Genomic DNA, 16,359 nt, shown 5'->3' with positions numbered 1-16,359 from the left:
TTTACTTGTCCAAGCGCCACCGGAACCGGCCTTCCTCGGCGGTGATGACTACCTTCGGCGGTAGTGGGAGCTGGTGGAATTCGCTCTCGTTCTTGTCCATCTGGTAGCCCGCCGTATTCGGGTACAGCAGCAGGTCACCGGGTGCGGGGCGTTGCGGCAGCGGTACTTTGCGCCAGGTGAGCACGTCGTATTCCATGCAGCTCGCACCGCCGACACAGGTGGCGATCGGTTCGGCGGCCGGATCGGGATTGCGGGGCACCAGGATCGGGTCAGGTAGGAACTCACTGCCCTTCCACTGTTCGGACACGCTCATGCTGAGTCCCTGCACGGTGGTGATGCCGTAGTCGAAGTTCTGTTTGTAGCCGAGGACTGGGAATACGGTAAAGCCCGCATCGATGAGTAAAGCGCGGCCGGGCTCGATATACAGCTGGATATCGTTGTCACGCAGATGATTCCCTAACGTATGCCCCTCGAACTCGGTCGCGAGGATGGCATCCAACATGTCGGCACCGGTCGGGGTCTGCGCATACGGATAGAACTTCTCGAGCCGTTTTCCGGCGTGGAACCAGTCGTCGCGCCGGTGTGCGAGAAAGGCGTTCCAGTCGTCGTCTCCGAGATAGCGGCAGGCGAAGCCGCCACCTATCGAGAGTGTGGTGATCGGTAGACCTCGCGCTTTTGTTTTGGCGCACAACCGGATCAGGTCGTAGGCCAGTTCGGCACGCGGTGCGACCGCATAGCCATCCAGGTGGAAGGAGAACCCGATCAATTCAACACTGGGCCGTAGTCGCGCACACAACGCGATCGCGGTGTCGAGATCCGTTGCCGATAAACCGAATCGGCTATGCGGTGCGTTCGGTGGCAACGTCCGCAACAGGATGCGCACCGGTCCCGCATTCCGCGCGGTCTGCGCGACCCGCTCCAGTTCATCGAGCGCGTCGATCGCGACCACACAGTCGTGCCTGGCGGCAAGTCGAAGCAGCCCATCCGTTTTCGCCGCGCCGGTCACCCCGATATCGCGGCCGCGGATGCCATGCGCCAGCGCGTGCACCAGTTCGGGCTCACTCGCGACATCCACGGCACCGTCGAGATCGGCGATCGCGGGCAGCCAGCAGCCTGCCTTGTTGGCCTTCTTGCCGTAATAAACCTGGCCGCGCACGCCGTGTCCGGCAAGCGTTTTCTGGAAGGACCGGAGGTTGGCGGCGAACTGTTCCGGGTAGACGACGTGGAACGGGCCGCCGACCGCGTACCGAATATCGAAGAGCAGCTCCCGATCCGCGCGTACCCGGCGCTGCCATTCCTGTTCCACCGCGGGGAGCGCCGGCAGATCGACCAGCGAAACGTTCAGGACCACAGTTCCACCCGCCGTCCGCGTCCCGCCGCCACCGCGCGGGTGGCCAGCGCATGGGCGACCGGGATGTCGGTGATGATCATGCCGCTGGCGAACGCGAACACTCGATCGTCGTCGCTGGCTCGTCCGGACGCCTTACCGGCCACGATGTCCGGCAGTTCGGCGTCGATGACCGGCGGACCGTCCGGCCCCGCCAGGCGGCTGCCCGTGACGCCGAGCTGTCCGGCGCTGGTGGCGATCGCGTAGTCGGCCGCGCGCAGGGCACCGCTCTCGACGCCCTTGCTGGCCACCGAGATCAGCAGTCCACCCGGCCGGAGCCATTCGGTGCGCACCTTGGGATGCGCGGCCCGGCCGGAGGCGACGACAACGATGTCGGACTCGGCGACCGCCGCGGGCACATCCTCGACGAGCTCGATCTGCCGATCGGGAAACCAGCGGTGCATTGCGGCAATGCTTTCGGCGATGCCATCGGGATGCGTGCCGAACAGCCGCAGCTTCTCCAGCCCCGGCAGTGCGGTCAGCAAGTACGGCAGCGTGTTTCGGCCCTGGATGCCGGTGCCGATCATGAGCGCGGTGGTGGCACCCTCGCGGGCACTGTGTTTCGCGATTATCGCGGTGGTGGCCGGTGTGCGGGCCGCCCCGACGCGCTGGCAGTCCATGAACGCGAACGGGAGACCGGTGGTGTCGTCGTACAGGCTGATGGTGGTGTAGTACTTGTCCGCGCTCGCGCTGCCCTGCCGGTAGGACGTCTTGAAACCGAGGTGCTCGAGCGAACTGTCGTAGCCGAGCATCGAATACGACACCGCGTCGCGTTCGGTCTTCGGGATCGGCATCATCAGCTTCACCGGGCAGCGGGAATCGCCCTGTGCGAACGCCAGATAGCCGTCCTCGACCAGATCGATCACCTCGGCGGGCGGTAGGTCGATATCGGCCAGATCGGTGCGGGTGAGGATATGCAGTGCGTTACTCATAGAACTCCGATGTCGTTGTGCGAATCGTGAGAAGGGTTGTCGCCCAAATGCACGATCCGATCCGTGCAGACGGCGAGCAGGGGCAGGTCGTGACTGATGAACAGCACCCCGACGCCGGTGGCGGCCAGGCCGGCCACGGTGCGGGCGACGGTGGCCGTGGTGGCCGGGTCGAGCATCGAGGTCATCTCGTCGCAGAGCAGATAGTCCGGCTTGGACGCGAGGACCCTGGCCACCGCCGCCCGCTGCAATTGGCCCTCGGAGACTTGCGCGGGATAGCGATCGAGCAGATCCGTTGTCATGCCGACGGACCCGGCGACGATGTCCCAATCCACCGGTCCGCGAGCGAGTTCGGCGATGGATTGCCGCAGCTTCAACCGCGGGTCGCAGGAGCGGCGCGGTGACTGGAACAGCATCGCGATCCGGCCGTTCCGGCGGCGGGGCAGTCGCGCGCCGTCCACGGTGACGCGACCGCTGTCCGGTCTGCGCAGCCCCGAGAGCACGTGCGCCAGAGTGGTTTTGCCAGCGCCCGAGGGGCCGGCCAAACCGACCACCTCGCCGTGACCTATTTCGATGGACACGTCGGTGAGCACGCGGCGTCCGCCCAGCAGGACCGAAATGTTCTCCGCGGCAAGTGATCGTTGAGTCATGGCAGGCCATATCGGTAGTCGGCGGGCAGATTCACCAGTTCCGGCGTGCGGAACGGCAGCGGCGACAGCCCGTTCTCCGGCAGCGCCGCGAGCAGGTCCTTCGTGTACAGCGCCCCGGGGCTGTCGAGAACTGTTTCGGCGCTGCCGGACTCGACGATCCGAGACGCGTGCAGCACCGAGACGTCGGCGCAGACCCCGGACGCACGCAACGCCGTGAGATCGTGCGTGACCAGCAGCACGCTGCCGCCGTCCGCGGCGAAGTCGCCGAGCAGCCGCAGGATCGCCGCCGCCCGCTCGGCGTCGAGCGCCGAGGTCGGTTCGTCGGCGATAATGAGCGCGGGATCCCCCGCCAACGCGAAGGCCACCGCCGCGCGCTGCGCCATGCCGCCGGAGAGTTCGTGCGGATACTGCTGCAGTGCGGTCACTTCCAGGCCGACTCGGGTGACGAGGCCGACCGGATCATGCGCGGTGCCGAGGTATCGGATCGTCTCGGCCAGCTGCGGGCCGATCCGCCGGACCGGCGTGAAATAGGTCGACGCCGACGGCGGTACCCACGCCACCGTGTGTCCACGCGACCGCCAGATCTCCTGGGTGGTCAGCGTCCGATCGTCGAGCTCCAGCGATACCTCGCCGGTCATCCGCGCTCGCTTCGGCAGCAACCCGGTGACCGTCGCGGCCAACATCGACTTGCCGGAACCGGATTCACCGATCAACCCGTGCACCGTCCCGCGCCGCACCACCAGATCGGCCGCTGTCACGGCGTGCACCGAACGACCGGGCGTCAGCGGAATACGCACGGTGACCTGGCGCAGGCTGAGTGTCATAGCAAAACCGCCTGCTGGACTGTCATTTCGGCGGACGACCAGACGTGAGCGGACGCGATCATGCGGCAACCTCCTGAAGCGCTTGTACTTTCCGCTGCCAGTGCCTGCCGAGCAGCGACACCGCGAGGGTGACGAGCACGAGCACACCCGCCGGGAAGAGCAGCAACCACCAGTCGCCCAACAGGATCGATGCCTGCGCATCGGACAGCAGCGTGCCCAGCGACGCACGATGCGGCGGCAGCCCGACACCGAGGAACGACAATGTCGACTCGTGCCAGATCGCGTGCGGAATCAGCAGCACCACGCCGATCAGCGCCTGCCCCATGGCAACCGGAACGAAATGCCGCCGGACAATCCGCCAGCTCGGCAGGCCACGCAGCTGGGCCGCCTGCACGAATTCGGCGTGCCGCAACACGAGTACCTCGCCGCGCACCACGCGGGCGATGGACGTCCAATGGGTGAGCACCAGCGAGACCACGATGGCAAGCACCGACCCGCGATACATGGCCACGATCAACAACGTGAGCAGCAGACTCGGCAGCGAATTGATCGCGTCGACGAGCCGCATGGCGATCCGGTCCCACCAGCCGCCGAACGCCCCCGCGCTCACCCCGACCAGCACACCGACGACCGCCGAACCCACCGCCGTGGTCGCCGCGATCAGCAGCGAGATCCGCATGCCCTGCGCCACCCGCACGAACACGTCACGCCCGGCATTGTCGGTGCCGAACGGGAATTCGAGGCTCGGCGGCCGCCTGCTGATCGAGAAGTCCACCAGCGCGCCGTCCACCGGCCGCAGCAGCGGCACCAGCGCGGCGTACAACACGGCGGCAGCCAGCACACCGACCGCGAGCAACAATGTCGGCCGCGCCCTACCCATCGGCGTCGATCCGCGGATCGATGAGCACCGCGGCCGCGTCGGCGGCCAGGTTGCCGAGCAGCACCACGGCGGTGATCAGCACCGTGAGGATGGCCAGCAGCGGAAAGTCCACGCTGCGTGCGGCTGCCACGGTCGCCGACCCCAATCCCGGCCAGCTGAAGATGGTTTCGACCACGGTGGCGCCGACCACGAGCTCGGGCAGCCGAGCACCACAGAGCGCCAGGAACGGCACGACCGCGACAGGCAGCACGTGCCGAAAGGCGATGACCCGCCATGGCAATCCACGCGCCTTGGCGCCTTTGACCGCATCGCTGTCGAGGGTGCGGGCCACCGTCTCGCGCAGGCCGAGCACCAGCCACGGCAATTGCGTCACGCCGAGCAGCACGGCAGGCAACACGAGATGCCTGGCCGTCGACCCGGTGGTCACGCCGCCACCGGGATCGGTCGATCCGGCGGCAGGAAACCAGCGCAGCGTCAACGCGAAGAGCAGTACCGCGCCGAGCGCCAGCACGAACGGCGGAACCGCCTGCAGCACAACCGAGGCCGCACTGATCGTCCGATCGACGAAGCCGCCGCGCCGCAGCCCGGCCCACGCGCCGAGGATCGCCGCGAGCACCATGGCCACCACGCCGCCGAGCACACCGAGCAGCAAGCTCCACGGCAGCCGCTCGGCCAGCACCTGGGTGACCGGCTGGCGATAGGACCGTGATTCACCGAGCTCACCGCGCACCAGATCACCCACCCATGACCACCAGGCATCGAACCAATTGCGCTGCAACCCGAGTCGCTCTCGCAATGCCGTCCGCTGCAGCTCGGTGAATCCGTCACCGTGCGCGCCGAGGTACCCATCGAGCGGGTCGAACGGGCTCGCCGCGGCGAGCGCGAACACCGCGAGCGAGACCAGTCCGGCGAGCGGAACGGCCACGGCGAGGCGACGGGCGATCAGCTTGCCCGCTCTGCCGCCCATCAACGGGTCCAGCGGGCGAGTCCGTACCACGGCCCCCACGCGACACCGTGCGAGTGCGGTTCCAGCGCGGTCGGCGTGATCTGCCAGCCGTTGTCGCGCAGCACATAGACGTGGTTCGTGGTGACCAGCGCCAGCATTGCCGGATCACGGTGGTATTCGGCCTGGACCTGCCGGTAAAGTTCCGTCCGCCGCTGCGGATTCACCTCGCCGCGTGCGGCATCCAGCAGCTGGTCGATCTTCGGGTTCACGTAGTCCGAGGCGTTGTCCCACTTGGATCCGACGCCCGGCGCGGCGTAGCGGGAGTGCAGTTTGGTGTAGAGCTGGCTGTCCACCGTGTACGGCTGACCGCCGCCACCGAGCAGGAACGCGGTGTGCGCCAGGTAGTCCGGCGTCATCCGCTGCTTGTCCACGGCCACCGGGGTGATCTCGATGCCCACCTTCTTCGCGTCGGATACCACCGCCATCGTCAGGTCCCGCCGCAGCACTTCCGTGGGGTAGTAGGCGATGTCGAAGGCGGCCCGGTGCCCGTCGCGCGCACGGACGCCGTCCGCGCCGACGAGCCAGCCCGCCGCGTCGAGTATTCGCGCGGCCTCGGCCCGGTCGTAGCCGAAATCCTGTGCTGGATCGTAGGTCTCGCCGTACACCTGACCCACCAGCGTGGACATGGCGGCGCCGTGGCCACCGAGAATGTGGTCGACCATGCTCTGCCGGTCGACGGCAAAGTTCAGCGCCTTACGGACCGCCGGATCGCCCGCCACCGGGTTGCCCGACGGCAAAGTGATTGCGCGCCAATCATTCGCCACCGCCGGGACGACCCGATAGCCGTCCTTGGCGGCGGCCTGCGCCAACTCCGGCGGCAATACCGTCCCGTCGGCGCCGTCGCGCAGCTGGCTTGCCCTGGCGTTGTCGTCGTCGGTGCGTCGAATGACGAACTTGCGCACCCGCGCTCGCTCACCCCAGTAGTCGTCTCGCGCGGTGAGTATCACCTGATCCGGCCGGGACTCGGTGAGGACGTACGGCCCGGTCCCGATCGGATGCCGATTGAGCTCGGCCCGGTCGGCCGGCCCCGGCCGCGCGAACGCCTCCGCCGGTGCGATCGCCAGGAACAGGCGATGGTCGAAATCGGCGTAGGCGCCGGTCAATTGGAACTCGACGGTGTTCGGCCCCGTCTGCCTGGCGTTGCGCAGGAAGTCGTAGTCCGCGGCGATCGGGGCGGCGAAGGCGGAATCGATCAGCGAGTTGTAGGTCGCGACCACGTCTTCCGGGCCGAAGGTGCTGCCGTCCGAAAAGGTAACGCCGGTCCGGGTATTCACCCGCCACCGCGACAAGTCCCCCTCCACGGGCTCCGGCGGCCCCACCGCGAGCACCGGCACCGCTGCCGGTATCCGCTCAGTTACTCCCTCTTCGACCCGATACAAGCTCTCGAAGATCTTCGACTCCCCGTTTTTCCCCTGCCCCAGCAGCGGACTGAAGTCGCCGAGCTCTTCAGTATCGATCACCACGAACTGCTCGGGATCCCCCCATGTCTGCCCCGGCGCCGCACACCCCGTCAACCCGACTACGAATGCCGTTGCGGCAGCAAGCATCCCGATCCGAAATAAAGCCATGTCAGCATCGTAGACTACTGGTAATGATTTTCATTAGCATTATCAGTGAAATCGGACACATGCCCCGATCTGGGCACGACATACCCAGCGATGTGGCGGATGCCGCATCTACGGCTAACCTCGAGCTAATCTCCTGGCTGTGTCGATCAGAGAGGCGATTTCGCGCTTGGTGCCGAAGGGGAAGCTGCTGCTGTGGCTCGCCGCCATCGCCGTGTCCCTGATGCTCGCCGCGGGCACCGTGTATTCCTGGACGCACGCGGGCAGCAGGCACACCCCGGTCGCGGAGGTCGGCACCACGGTGGCAAGTTACGCCGAGGCGGAAGCGGCTGTGACGCCGCACCTTCCGCGGGATCAGGTGGTGCCCCGGTTGTCTACCGGCGTGCTGGTGAACTCGCTGCAGTTCGTCAACGCGCACAACATCAAGGCCACCGGGCACATCTGGCAACACGTACCCGCCGACTTTCCGGCGGATATCGAACTCGGCGTCCAGCTACTCGAGGCCGAGGATCCGCATTGCCCGAAAAAGGTCTTCGAGTACCCGCTCGGCGAGTGGCGGGTGATCGTCTGGTCGTTTTCCACGGTCATCCGGCAGCAGTTCAACTACGAGGACTATCCGCTGGATCACCAGGACATCTGGCTGCGCATGCGCCCGGTCGACATGATTCATCAGGTCCAGCTGGTGCCCTCGTTCGAATCGTTTCCGCCGTGGGACGCGCACGCGCTCGACGGCCTCGATCCCGGCCTGGTCTTCGGCGACTGGGAACCGGATTACACGGTGTGGAGCCTGAATCATCAGGACTACAGCATGCTCGCGCACCCCGGTCTGGCCAATACCGACGAGTTGTATTTCAATGTCGGCGTCAGCCGCAGCCTGCTCGGCCCGCTGCTCGGGCGGATAGTTCCGGTGCTGCTGCTCGCCGTGCTGATGTTCCTGTCGCTGTTCGTGATCACCACCGACCCCGACCGGCGGCCGATCTCGGGCTTCACCGCCTTCGCGATCATCACCTTCTCCGTATCCACCGTGCTCGTCGTCGCGGTGAACGACAACGCGGCCCGGTCGGAGATCGGCGCCTCTGGCATCTCCTACATCGAATACTGGTACTTCACGCTGTATGTGATGACGCTGCTCGTCGCCCTCAACGCCACCATGCTGTTGCACGGCACCTTCGGCAAAGCCATCTCCTGGCGCGACAACCTGCTGCCGAAGATCCTGTTCTGGCCGCTGTTCACCGGCATCATGTTCGCGGCGACGGTGGGCTACCTCGGGTTGTGAGTCACCCCGTTACCGGACGACCAGCAACCACACAGGCAACAGCAGCAGCGCCAGCAGCGAGGTCTTGGCGACCACCGACGCGGCCAGATCCACGTCGGTGTCGTAGCGCTGAGCGAAGATGAACAGGTTCTGCGGCGCGGGCATGGCGGCGATCAGCACCAGGTACGTCAGCCAGGTGCCGTGCACACCGAAGAGGTACTTGCAGATCAGCAGGGCGAGCAGGGGGAACGCCAGGCATTTGACCGCGATCAGCGCGTATTCGTCGCGCAGCGTGCCGCGTAATCGCAAGCCCGTTCCGCCCAGGTGCAGGCCGAGCGCGAACAGGGCGACGGGAGCGGCGGCGTTGCCCGCGAAGGACAGCGCGTCCAGCAGCCAGCGCGGCACCGGCACCCCGGCCAGGTTCGCGCCGATCCCCAGGTAGCAGGCCACCACGATCGGCGTCGCCAATGCCGCAAGCACCCCGCGCAGCACCGCACCGCTCGCGGGTTTGTCCGGATCCTCCTGTCCGGCACCGAATTCCATCACCGCGATGACGACGACGGTGAGCACACAGACCTGCAGCAGAATGATCGGGAAGATCGGCGCCGCATCGCCGAAGAGCAGCACGAACACCGGGATCGCGAAGTAGGTCGTATTGACCTGCACGCCGGCCATGATCCGCAGCGCGACGCCCCTGGCGTCGGCCCCGGTCACCCGCCGCGACCAGAACCCGACGGCCACCATGCCTAGCAGCGCGGTCACCAGATACGCGGCGATGGCTCGCGGATCGAACAGCTTGCTCAGATCGCTCGAATAGAGCGAGCCGACCAGATAGCACGGAATCGCGAAGAGAAAGGCGAACTCGGAGAACGCCTTCGACACCTCGGACCCGATGATCTTGCGCCGCGCGAAGACCACTCCGGCACCGAACACCAGCGCCACCGGGGCCAGTTTCCCGGCGGTGGTAACGAGATCGCTCACCGGCTACAACCCGAGCGAACGGACCAGGTCCAGCATTTCGGTATGGAAAAGCTTTGCGGGATCACGGGATTGGGGTATCAGATGGCCGTAGACCTCGAGCGCGACCAGGCCGTGCATGCGGCCCCACATCCGCAGCGCGAGGCCGAGCGCGGCGGGTGGCAGTTCGGGAAAAACCGCGCGGACGTGTGCGACGAGATCGGCGTCGAACTCGGACCACGTTGTGTCGCCGATGGTTTGGTGACTTTCCGCGTGCGGCCACGCGGCGGCGGTCAAGCCGACGAGGCCGGTGCAGGCGCGCATCTCGGCGGCGACGGCGGGTCCGCCCGGCGGCGGCTGGTAGCCGGGCACCGGGTCGCCGTAGATGAGGCGAAATTCCGCGGGATGGGCGATCGCCCAGTCGCGTACGGCTTCGCCCCACGCCACGATGCGCCCGGCCGGATCCTCGACGGAGATCGCGTCGCGCGCCGCCTCGACCTGGTCGACCAGAGCCGTGTAGACGTCGGAGATCAGCGTGGTGATCAGGTCGTCGCGGGTCGCGTAGTAGCCGTAGATGGCGCCCGCGGTCATGCCCATGTCGCGGGCGATCCCGCGCAAGGAGACCGCGTCGGGGCCGCCCTCGGCCAATAACCGCAGCGCGATGGCCTTGATTTCCTCGGACGTCTGCTCGCGCATGCGCTCTCTGCGACTCTTCACGACCTCCACCACGGTTGACACTCTACAGCGTTTGGCTACTATCTACCGTGCTGTTACTGAACGGCGTGTAGTAAATGCACAGCGCATAGGGAGTGGCTCGTGGATATCGGGATTTTCGGCGCGACGGGCGTCATCGGCAGTCGGGCCGTTGCCGAGGCAACACAGCGAGGACATCGGGTGACCGCGTTCAGCCGGGACGCCGCTCGATTCCCCGGCGACTGGGGGAAGGTGGCCTGGCAGGTCGCCGATTGGCTCGATGCCGACAGCATCGCGGCCGCGATCGCCGGTGTCGATGTGGTGATCAGCGCGGTCAACGCCGGGCACGGGATCGCCGACACCATCGCCAAGGCCGGGGATTTCGTCGTCGGGGCGCAGGCGATGGTCAGTGCGCTCGAGCAGCATCCGCGGGTCCGGGTGATCGCCGTGGGCGGTGCGGGCAGCTTGGAGATCGCACCCGGTCGGCAACTGGTCGATACCGGTGCGGCGTTCATCCGCACCCTCACCGACGATCTCGAGGTGCCTGCCGAATACATCGAAGTGGTGCGGGCGCTGCGGTCCGCGTTGAACGTCTATCGGCTGTCCAATCGCCATTGGACCTACCTCAGCCCGTCGTCGGGGCGGGTCGTCCCGGGTGCGCGCACCGGTCGTTTCCGGGTCGGCGGCGATCAGGTGCTCGGCGGCGACGGCGATATCTCGGCCGAGGATCTCGCCGTCGCGCTGCTCGACGAGGTCGAGCAGCCGCGCTTCATCCAGCGCCGGTTCACCGTCGGCTACTGAAACCTGTCGTACCCCGCTGCCACACTAGATAGCAGGTCGGACGTCGATCGAGTTGTTGCCCAACGTAACTGGCAACTCGACCGAGGAGGCACAATGCCTGACGTCCCAGCTTCGATGCCCGACCCGCGTGACCCGATGTCCATCGACGTCGACCAGCTGGTTGAGCTGGCGGCTGAGATCGAACGGCATCGGCACCTGCTGCGCTCCGCCGCCGAGGGATATCGGTGGCGGGTCGCCCAGCGGGTGGAATACCTCGACCCGCCGGATCGAGACATGCAACTCGCGCATGCCGAACGGCTGATCGAGGCCTTGATGATCGATCCGGTTCGACACAACGATCTAGACCTCGACGCCTACCGAGCCGTGCGCGATGGTGCGCCGATCGACTTCGACGCCGAGCGCAGAACCTACGTCCTGCACAGGCCGGAGCGCGAACCACTGCCGATCCGACCGGGCCTGCCGGAACATCGCCTCGGCGTGATCGCCCGGCTCGCCGGACTCGGCCTCCGCTTGGAGCAGATCCAGGTCGTCGCCCTGACCACGGTGCAAGCCGTCGCCCCGCCCAAGCCACCGGCCACCACGCCACAGGTGAACCGCGGCACGACCAAATCCTCACGCCGTCTCGGCCAGGCGAGCCAGCAGGAGCGAAAGCACCAATCTGCGACCGCACAGGCGACCTCTGCACATACCGCTTCGTCGCGACCAGAGCAGCAACCACCGCCGCAGACGCACACCTTTTGACATACACACACGCGTGTCAGCACGGCGACGACGAGGCCGTGTGCGGCGAATCAGAAGGTGTGCGGCGGATACAGCGTTCGCTCGGCTGGCAGGGTGGTGACCGTTTGCCGTCCGGGTGGGGTTGCGCTGCCTGGTCGATCGGCGTCGATATCTGACAGTCCCTTGCTAACTTTCCCGCAGTATTCGTATGCTTGCCCACAGAACCTGATAGTGACTATCAGATAATGGAGTCTGGAGGGGCGATGGCGACGATCCTTGAACGGCCGGAACCGCCGACGCGGCGGTGGGGGGCGGCCGGGCGGTGGGGCGTCGCGATGGCCAGGCATCGCAAGGTTGTGCTGGGGGTGTGGCTGTTGCTCGTGGTGGTGTGCGGGGCGGCGTACCCGGCGCTGCACGCACGGCTCGGGACGCCCGATTACTCCGTGCCAGGGTCCGATTCGGTGGCGGTCGATCGGCTTGTCGCCGAACACTTCTCCCAGTTCGGGATCGAGCAGGATCTGATCGTCTTCCACTCGGCACGGGGCACCGTCGATACACCGGAATACCGGGCGACGATCGATCGGACCATCGGCATCGCCAAGCAGACCTCGGGCATCGCCGGGGCGATCGGTCCCTTCGACGGCAACGCCGCCCAGATATCCGCCGATCGGCACACCGCCTTCGGCATCGTCGGCGTGGACGGTGACATCTCGGAACGAGTGCGGGTCGTGCAGGGATTGCGAACGGCCGTCGAGACCGGGTCCGGTGACGACACCCAGGTCATGCTCACCGGGTACGCCCCCATTCAAGCCGAGATGATGCAGATCGAGACGGCCGATCTGCAGCGCGCCGAAACGCTCGGCATCCCGGTGGCGACGGTGCTGCTGGTGCTGGCCCTCGGCGCGCTGGCCGCGGCACTGCTGCCGATCACCGTGACCGCGGCGGGCATTGCGATAGCGGTCGGCGCACTCTTCGGCCTGACCACCTTCCTCGCCTTCGACTCCCTGGTGCTTTCGGTGGCGACGATGATCGCCACCGGTACCGCGATCGACTACGCGATGTTCATCGTCAGCCGCTTCAACGAGGAGTTGACCCAGCGCGGCGTCCGAAACCGCCAGGATCGCAACGCGATTGAGCAGGCGGTCGGTGCGGCGATGGACACCACCGGACGGACGGTCCTCGCGTCCGGGCTCATCGTGATGATCTCGCTGTGTTCGCTGGCCGTTGTCGGGTTGCCGATGTTGAACGGGATCGCCGTCGGCGTGGTCACCGCGGTGATCGCGACCATGACCGGCGCGTTCACGTTGCTGCCCGCACTGCTCGCCGCGCTGGGTCCGGCGGTGAATCGTGGCGCCCTCCCGGAGCGGTTGCGTCCCGCGGAGGTTCGGTCGACGACGGCGTCCAGCGCTTGGGCGCGCTGGGCGCACACCGTGATGGCGCGGCCCGTGCTGTTCGGCGCGATCGGCGTCGCGCTCTTGCTGGCCGCGGCGGCCCCGCTCACCGGTCTGCGCTACGGCGTCGACGTCGGGACCGAGGCACTCGCCGATCGCCCGTCCGGACAGGCGATCTCGCTGGTCGAACAGAACTTCACCCCTGGCCTGCTCGCCCCGATCGAGGTGGTCGCGACCGGCGCGGACGCGTCGCCGTTGACCAGCGACGCCCGCGCGGAAGCCGACCGCTTCCTCGGCCAGCTCGCGCACGATGACCGGATCGCGACCGTGCTCCCGCAGTACGCGGACGGGCGGATGTTCGCGGCCGTCATACCCCGCGCCGCGTTCGGATCGACCGCCGCCACCGACCTGGTTACCGATCTGCGGTCCCGCGCGGCGTCACTCGGCGATGCCGAGATCAAGATCGGCGGCACCACGGCCTTGTTCGCCGATGTGTCCCAACGGATTACCGGCCGATTCCCGTGGGTGATCGCTCTCGTCCTCGCGGTCTCGCTGACCTTCCTGGTCGTCGCGTTCCGCAGTATTGTGCTGGCACTCAAGGCGATTCTGCTGAATCTACTGGCCACCGGTGCGGCACTTGGCATTACGGTCGCGGTGTTCCAGCACGGCGTCGGCGAGTCCGCGCTGGGGTTCCACAGCACCGGCTTTCTCCAGATCTATCTGCCGATGCTGGTTTTCGCGGTGCTGTTCGGGCTGTCCATGGATTACGAGGTGTTCCTCATCCGCCGGATGAAGGAACACTGGGATGTCCACCACGACAATGCGGCGGCAGTCGCCGACGGGCTCCAGCGCACGGCACGCCCGATCACCGCGGCCGCCGCGATCATGGTCGCCGTCTTCGCCAGCTTCGTGACCGCGAATGTGTTGGAACTCAAGCAGATCGGCTTCGCGCTCGCCGTCGCCATCGCGATCGACGCGCTGCTGGTCCGGCTGGTGCTGGTGCCCGCGTTCATGCGCCTGTTCGGCCGCTGGAACTGGTGGCTACCGAAGCTGCGGACGAGCCGCGCGACTAGCGGAACATGATCTCGATCTGATCGATGATCGATCCGATGGCCTCGGTGTAGACGTCCTTCAACCGTCCGGCGAAATCCCTGCCTGCCCAATGGTCCAGGGCTGCCACACAGCCCCAGACCCCGGTGGCCGCGGCCATCCGGACCCGTAAATCGTTGGGGTCGAAGCCGGTTCGTTCGGCGAACAGCGTCCGGAACTGATCTTCCAGGTCACGCATCTGCTTGGTCTGGCCGACCTTGATCTCGGGGACCGCCGCCGTATATTGCAGCCGCTGGCGGATCCGATGCTCCGACTCCTCGGTCAGCAGCGATTCGGTCAACAACGGGAGCAGCATCCGCGCGACGGCGATCAGGCCGGCGGGTTCGACGGTGGCTTCGCCGCCCGCAGTGCGTACCGCGTCCAGGATCTTCGGGTCCGCCTCGTCGTACAGGACGAGCATTTCCTTGGTGCCGAAGTAGCGGTAAACCGAGCTCGGTGACACCCCGGCCGCGGCGGCGACCCGTTCGATCGTCACGTTCCGGTACCCGTGCGCGTCGAAGAGATCCAGCGCGACCCGCTGAATCCGGCTCATCGACTCGATCTTCCTGCGCTCCCAGGAAGTCGACGGAAGCTCAATAGCGGCATCGGACATCACCGTTCAGAATACCGGGAGCCAACTCCGGAATCGGCCAACTCGCCACCGAATGGGCGAAGGCCCCGGTCCAGTGGACCGGGGCCTTCGTCACACGTACCTATCAGGCGTTGCCGGAGAGCTTCTCCCGCAGAGCCGCCAGCTGCGCGTCGCTGGCCAGCGAACCGCCGGCCGACTCGGACGAGCTGGAGGTCGAGGAGGACGCTGCCTGCGAGCCACTCTCGGAGGAGTAGTTCGACGAGCCGCCACCGTTCGCGGCCTCGGCCGCGGCGTCGGCCGCCATCTTCTCCATCTGAGCGGTGTGCATCTTGTGGCGACGCTCGGCCTCGGCGTACCGGCCTTCCCACTCTTCGCGCACCTTGTCGGAGCCCTCGAGCCACTCGTTGGTGTCGGGGTCGAAGCCCTCGGGGAAGATGTAGTTGCCCTGGTCGTCGTAGCTGTCGGCCATGCCGTACTTCGACGGGTCGAACTCGGCGTGGTAGTCCTCGTTCGCCTGCTTCAGCGACAGCGAGATCCGGCGACGCTCGAGGTCGATGTCGATGACCTTGACCATCGCGTCGTCGCCGACGGCGACAACCTGGTCCGGCACCTCCACGTGGCGCTCGGCCAGCTCGGAGATGTGCACGAGGCCCTCGATGCCCTCTTCGACGCGCACGAACGCACCGAACGGAACCAGCTTGGTGACCTTGCCCGGCACGATCTGGCCGATCGCGTGGGTCCGGGCGAACTGACGCCACGGGTCTTCCTGAGTCGCCTTGAGCGACAGCGAAACCCGCTCGCGATCCAGGTCGACGTCGAGCACCTCGACGGTGACCTCGGTGCCGACCTCGACAACCTCGGACGGGTGGTCGATGTGCTTCCAGGACAGCTCGGAGACGTGCACCAGGCCGTCGACGCCACCCAGGTCCACGAAGGCACCGAAGTTGACGATCGAGGAGACCACACCCTTGCGGACCTGGCCCTTCTGCAGCTGGTGCAGGAACTCGCTGCGGACCTCGGACTGGGTCTGCTCGAGCCATGCGCGGCGGGACAGAACCACGTTGTTGCGGTTCTTGTCCAGCTCGATGATCTTGGCCTCGATCTCCTTGCCGACGTACGGCTGGAGGTCGCGGACACGACGCATCTCGACGAGCGAGGCAGGCAGGAAGCCGCGGAGGCCGATGTCGAGGATCAGGCCGCCCTTGACGACCTCGATGACGGTGCCCTTGACGGCCTCGTCCTTCTCCTTGAGCTCCTCGATCGTGCCCCACGCGCGCTCGTACTGAGCCCGCTTCTTCGACAGGATCAGGCGGCCTTCCTTGTCCTCCTTGGTGAGAACAAGAGCCTCGACCTCATCACCCACGGAAACGACCTCATTCGGGTCGACATCGTGCTTGATGGAGAGTTCGCGGGAAGGGATGACGCCTTCGGTCTTGTAACCGATGTCGAGCAGAACCTCGTCGCGGTCGACCTTGACGATGGTTCCTTCGACGATGTCGCCGTCATTGAAGTACTTGATCGTGGCGTCGATGGCGGCGAGGAAATCCTCGGCGGAGCCGATGTCGTTGACGGCTACCTGCGGCGAGGTGACGGTGGTGGGCATATGTCGGTTTGCTCCGG

15 protein-coding genes are annotated in these 16,359 nt (G+C 66.6%); 4 read left to right on the top strand and 11 right to left on the bottom strand.

Annotated features, from left to right (window positions below; translation table 11 throughout):
• Nucleotide 1: 1 nt before the first annotated feature.
• From ACIBCN_RS04365 to ACIBCN_RS04335, 7 genes are read right to left on the bottom strand one after another with little or no spacing between them, the layout of a single operon-like run.
• On the bottom strand, nucleotides 2-1,351 hold the full coding sequence (locus ACIBCN_RS04365; protein ID WP_396990018.1) for an alanine racemase: 1,350 nt from the start codon (nucleotides 1,349-1,351) through the stop codon (nucleotides 2-4).
• Nucleotides 1,342-2,319 (bottom strand): ornithine cyclodeaminase, encoded by a 978-nt coding sequence (locus tag ACIBCN_RS04360; protein WP_396990017.1) that lies wholly within the window; start codon nucleotides 2,317-2,319, stop codon nucleotides 1,342-1,344. The genes ACIBCN_RS04365 and ACIBCN_RS04360 overlap by 10 nt, the downstream gene beginning before the upstream one ends.
• The gene (locus ACIBCN_RS04355) at nucleotides 2,316-2,966 is read right to left on the bottom strand and encodes an ABC transporter ATP-binding protein (RefSeq protein WP_396990016.1); all 651 of its coding nucleotides are present in this window, start codon (nucleotides 2,964-2,966) and stop codon (nucleotides 2,316-2,318) included. Before ACIBCN_RS04355 ends, ACIBCN_RS04360 begins: the two co-directional genes overlap by 4 nt.
• Nucleotides 2,963-3,790: an ATP-binding cassette domain-containing protein gene (locus ACIBCN_RS04350; RefSeq protein ID WP_396990015.1), complete on the bottom strand. Its 828-nt coding sequence runs from the start codon at nucleotides 3,788-3,790 to the stop codon at nucleotides 2,963-2,965. The genes ACIBCN_RS04355 and ACIBCN_RS04350 overlap by 4 nt, the downstream gene beginning before the upstream one ends.
• 58 nt (nucleotides 3,791-3,848) lie before the next feature.
• Nucleotides 3,849-4,670 (bottom strand): ABC transporter permease, encoded by an 822-nt coding sequence (locus ACIBCN_RS04345; protein ID WP_396990014.1) that lies wholly within the window; start codon nucleotides 4,668-4,670, stop codon nucleotides 3,849-3,851.
• The gene (locus ACIBCN_RS04340; protein WP_396990013.1) at nucleotides 4,663-5,676 is read right to left on the bottom strand and encodes an ABC transporter permease; all 1,014 of its coding nucleotides are present in this window, start codon (nucleotides 5,674-5,676) and stop codon (nucleotides 4,663-4,665) included. The genes ACIBCN_RS04345 and ACIBCN_RS04340 overlap by 8 nt, the downstream gene beginning before the upstream one ends.
• Nucleotides 5,637-7,244: an ABC transporter substrate-binding protein gene (locus ACIBCN_RS04335; protein ID WP_396990012.1), complete on the bottom strand. Its 1,608-nt coding sequence runs from the start codon at nucleotides 7,242-7,244 to the stop codon at nucleotides 5,637-5,639. The genes ACIBCN_RS04340 and ACIBCN_RS04335 overlap by 40 nt, the downstream gene beginning before the upstream one ends.
• Before the next feature lie 139 nt (nucleotides 7,245-7,383).
• Here ACIBCN_RS04335 and ACIBCN_RS04330 point away from each other — a divergent pair, with 139 nt between their 5' ends.
• Nucleotides 7,384-8,517 carry a hypothetical protein gene (locus ACIBCN_RS04330; RefSeq protein ID WP_396990011.1) on the top strand — a complete coding sequence of 378 codons (1,134 nt, stop codon included), beginning with the start codon at nucleotides 7,384-7,386 and terminating at the stop codon, nucleotides 8,515-8,517.
• A gap of 9 nt (nucleotides 8,518-8,526) precedes the next feature.
• On the opposite strand, the gene ACIBCN_RS04325 is transcribed toward ACIBCN_RS04330, so the two are convergent.
• On the bottom strand, nucleotides 8,527-9,477 hold the full coding sequence (locus ACIBCN_RS04325; protein WP_396990010.1) for an AEC family transporter: 951 nt from the start codon (nucleotides 9,475-9,477) through the stop codon (nucleotides 8,527-8,529).
• 3 nt (nucleotides 9,478-9,480) lie between these two features.
• The gene (locus tag ACIBCN_RS04320) at nucleotides 9,481-10,170 is read right to left on the bottom strand and encodes a TetR/AcrR family transcriptional regulator (RefSeq protein ID WP_396990009.1); all 690 of its coding nucleotides are present in this window, start codon (nucleotides 10,168-10,170) and stop codon (nucleotides 9,481-9,483) included.
• A gap of 99 nt (nucleotides 10,171-10,269) precedes the next feature.
• Here ACIBCN_RS04320 and ACIBCN_RS04315 point away from each other — a divergent pair, with 99 nt between their 5' ends.
• The 3 genes from ACIBCN_RS04315 (at nucleotide 10,270) to ACIBCN_RS04305 (ending at nucleotide 14,141) form a co-directional block, all read left to right on the top strand.
• Nucleotides 10,270-10,947: an NAD(P)-dependent oxidoreductase gene (locus tag ACIBCN_RS04315; RefSeq protein ID WP_396990008.1), complete on the top strand. Its 678-nt coding sequence runs from the start codon at nucleotides 10,270-10,272 to the stop codon at nucleotides 10,945-10,947.
• 93 nt (nucleotides 10,948-11,040) lie between these two features.
• Nucleotides 11,041-11,688, top strand: a complete 648-nt coding sequence (locus ACIBCN_RS04310) for a hypothetical protein (protein ID WP_396990007.1) — start codon at nucleotides 11,041-11,043, stop codon at nucleotides 11,686-11,688.
• Between the two features lie 242 nt (nucleotides 11,689-11,930).
• Nucleotides 11,931-14,141 carry an MMPL family transporter gene (locus ACIBCN_RS04305; RefSeq protein WP_396990006.1) on the top strand — a complete coding sequence of 737 codons (2,211 nt, stop codon included), beginning with the start codon at nucleotides 11,931-11,933 and terminating at the stop codon, nucleotides 14,139-14,141.
• Here ACIBCN_RS04305 and ACIBCN_RS04300 read toward each other — a convergent pair.
• Together ACIBCN_RS04300 and rpsA are read right to left on the bottom strand one after the other, a co-directional pair.
• Nucleotides 14,128-14,700 (bottom strand): TetR/AcrR family transcriptional regulator, encoded by a 573-nt coding sequence (locus ACIBCN_RS04300; RefSeq protein WP_396990005.1) that lies wholly within the window; start codon nucleotides 14,698-14,700, stop codon nucleotides 14,128-14,130. The two genes, ACIBCN_RS04305 and ACIBCN_RS04300, sit on opposite strands and share 14 nt — an antisense overlap.
• Nucleotides 14,701-14,863: 163 nt before the next feature.
• Nucleotides 14,864-16,342, bottom strand: coding sequence for a 30S ribosomal protein S1 (rpsA, locus tag ACIBCN_RS04295; protein ID WP_396990004.1), 1,479 nt, complete (start codon nucleotides 16,340-16,342; stop codon nucleotides 14,864-14,866).
• Between the last annotated feature and the right edge of the window lie 17 nt (nucleotides 16,343-16,359).

The sequence above is a fragment of the Nocardia sp. NPDC051052 genome (genome assembly GCF_044456045.1).
In the GTDB taxonomy this organism is placed as follows: domain Bacteria; phylum Actinomycetota; class Actinomycetes; order Mycobacteriales; family Mycobacteriaceae; genus Nocardia.
The sequence above is the reverse complement of the archived record's forward strand: the minus strand, read 5'-3'. Positions and strand labels throughout refer to the sequence as shown.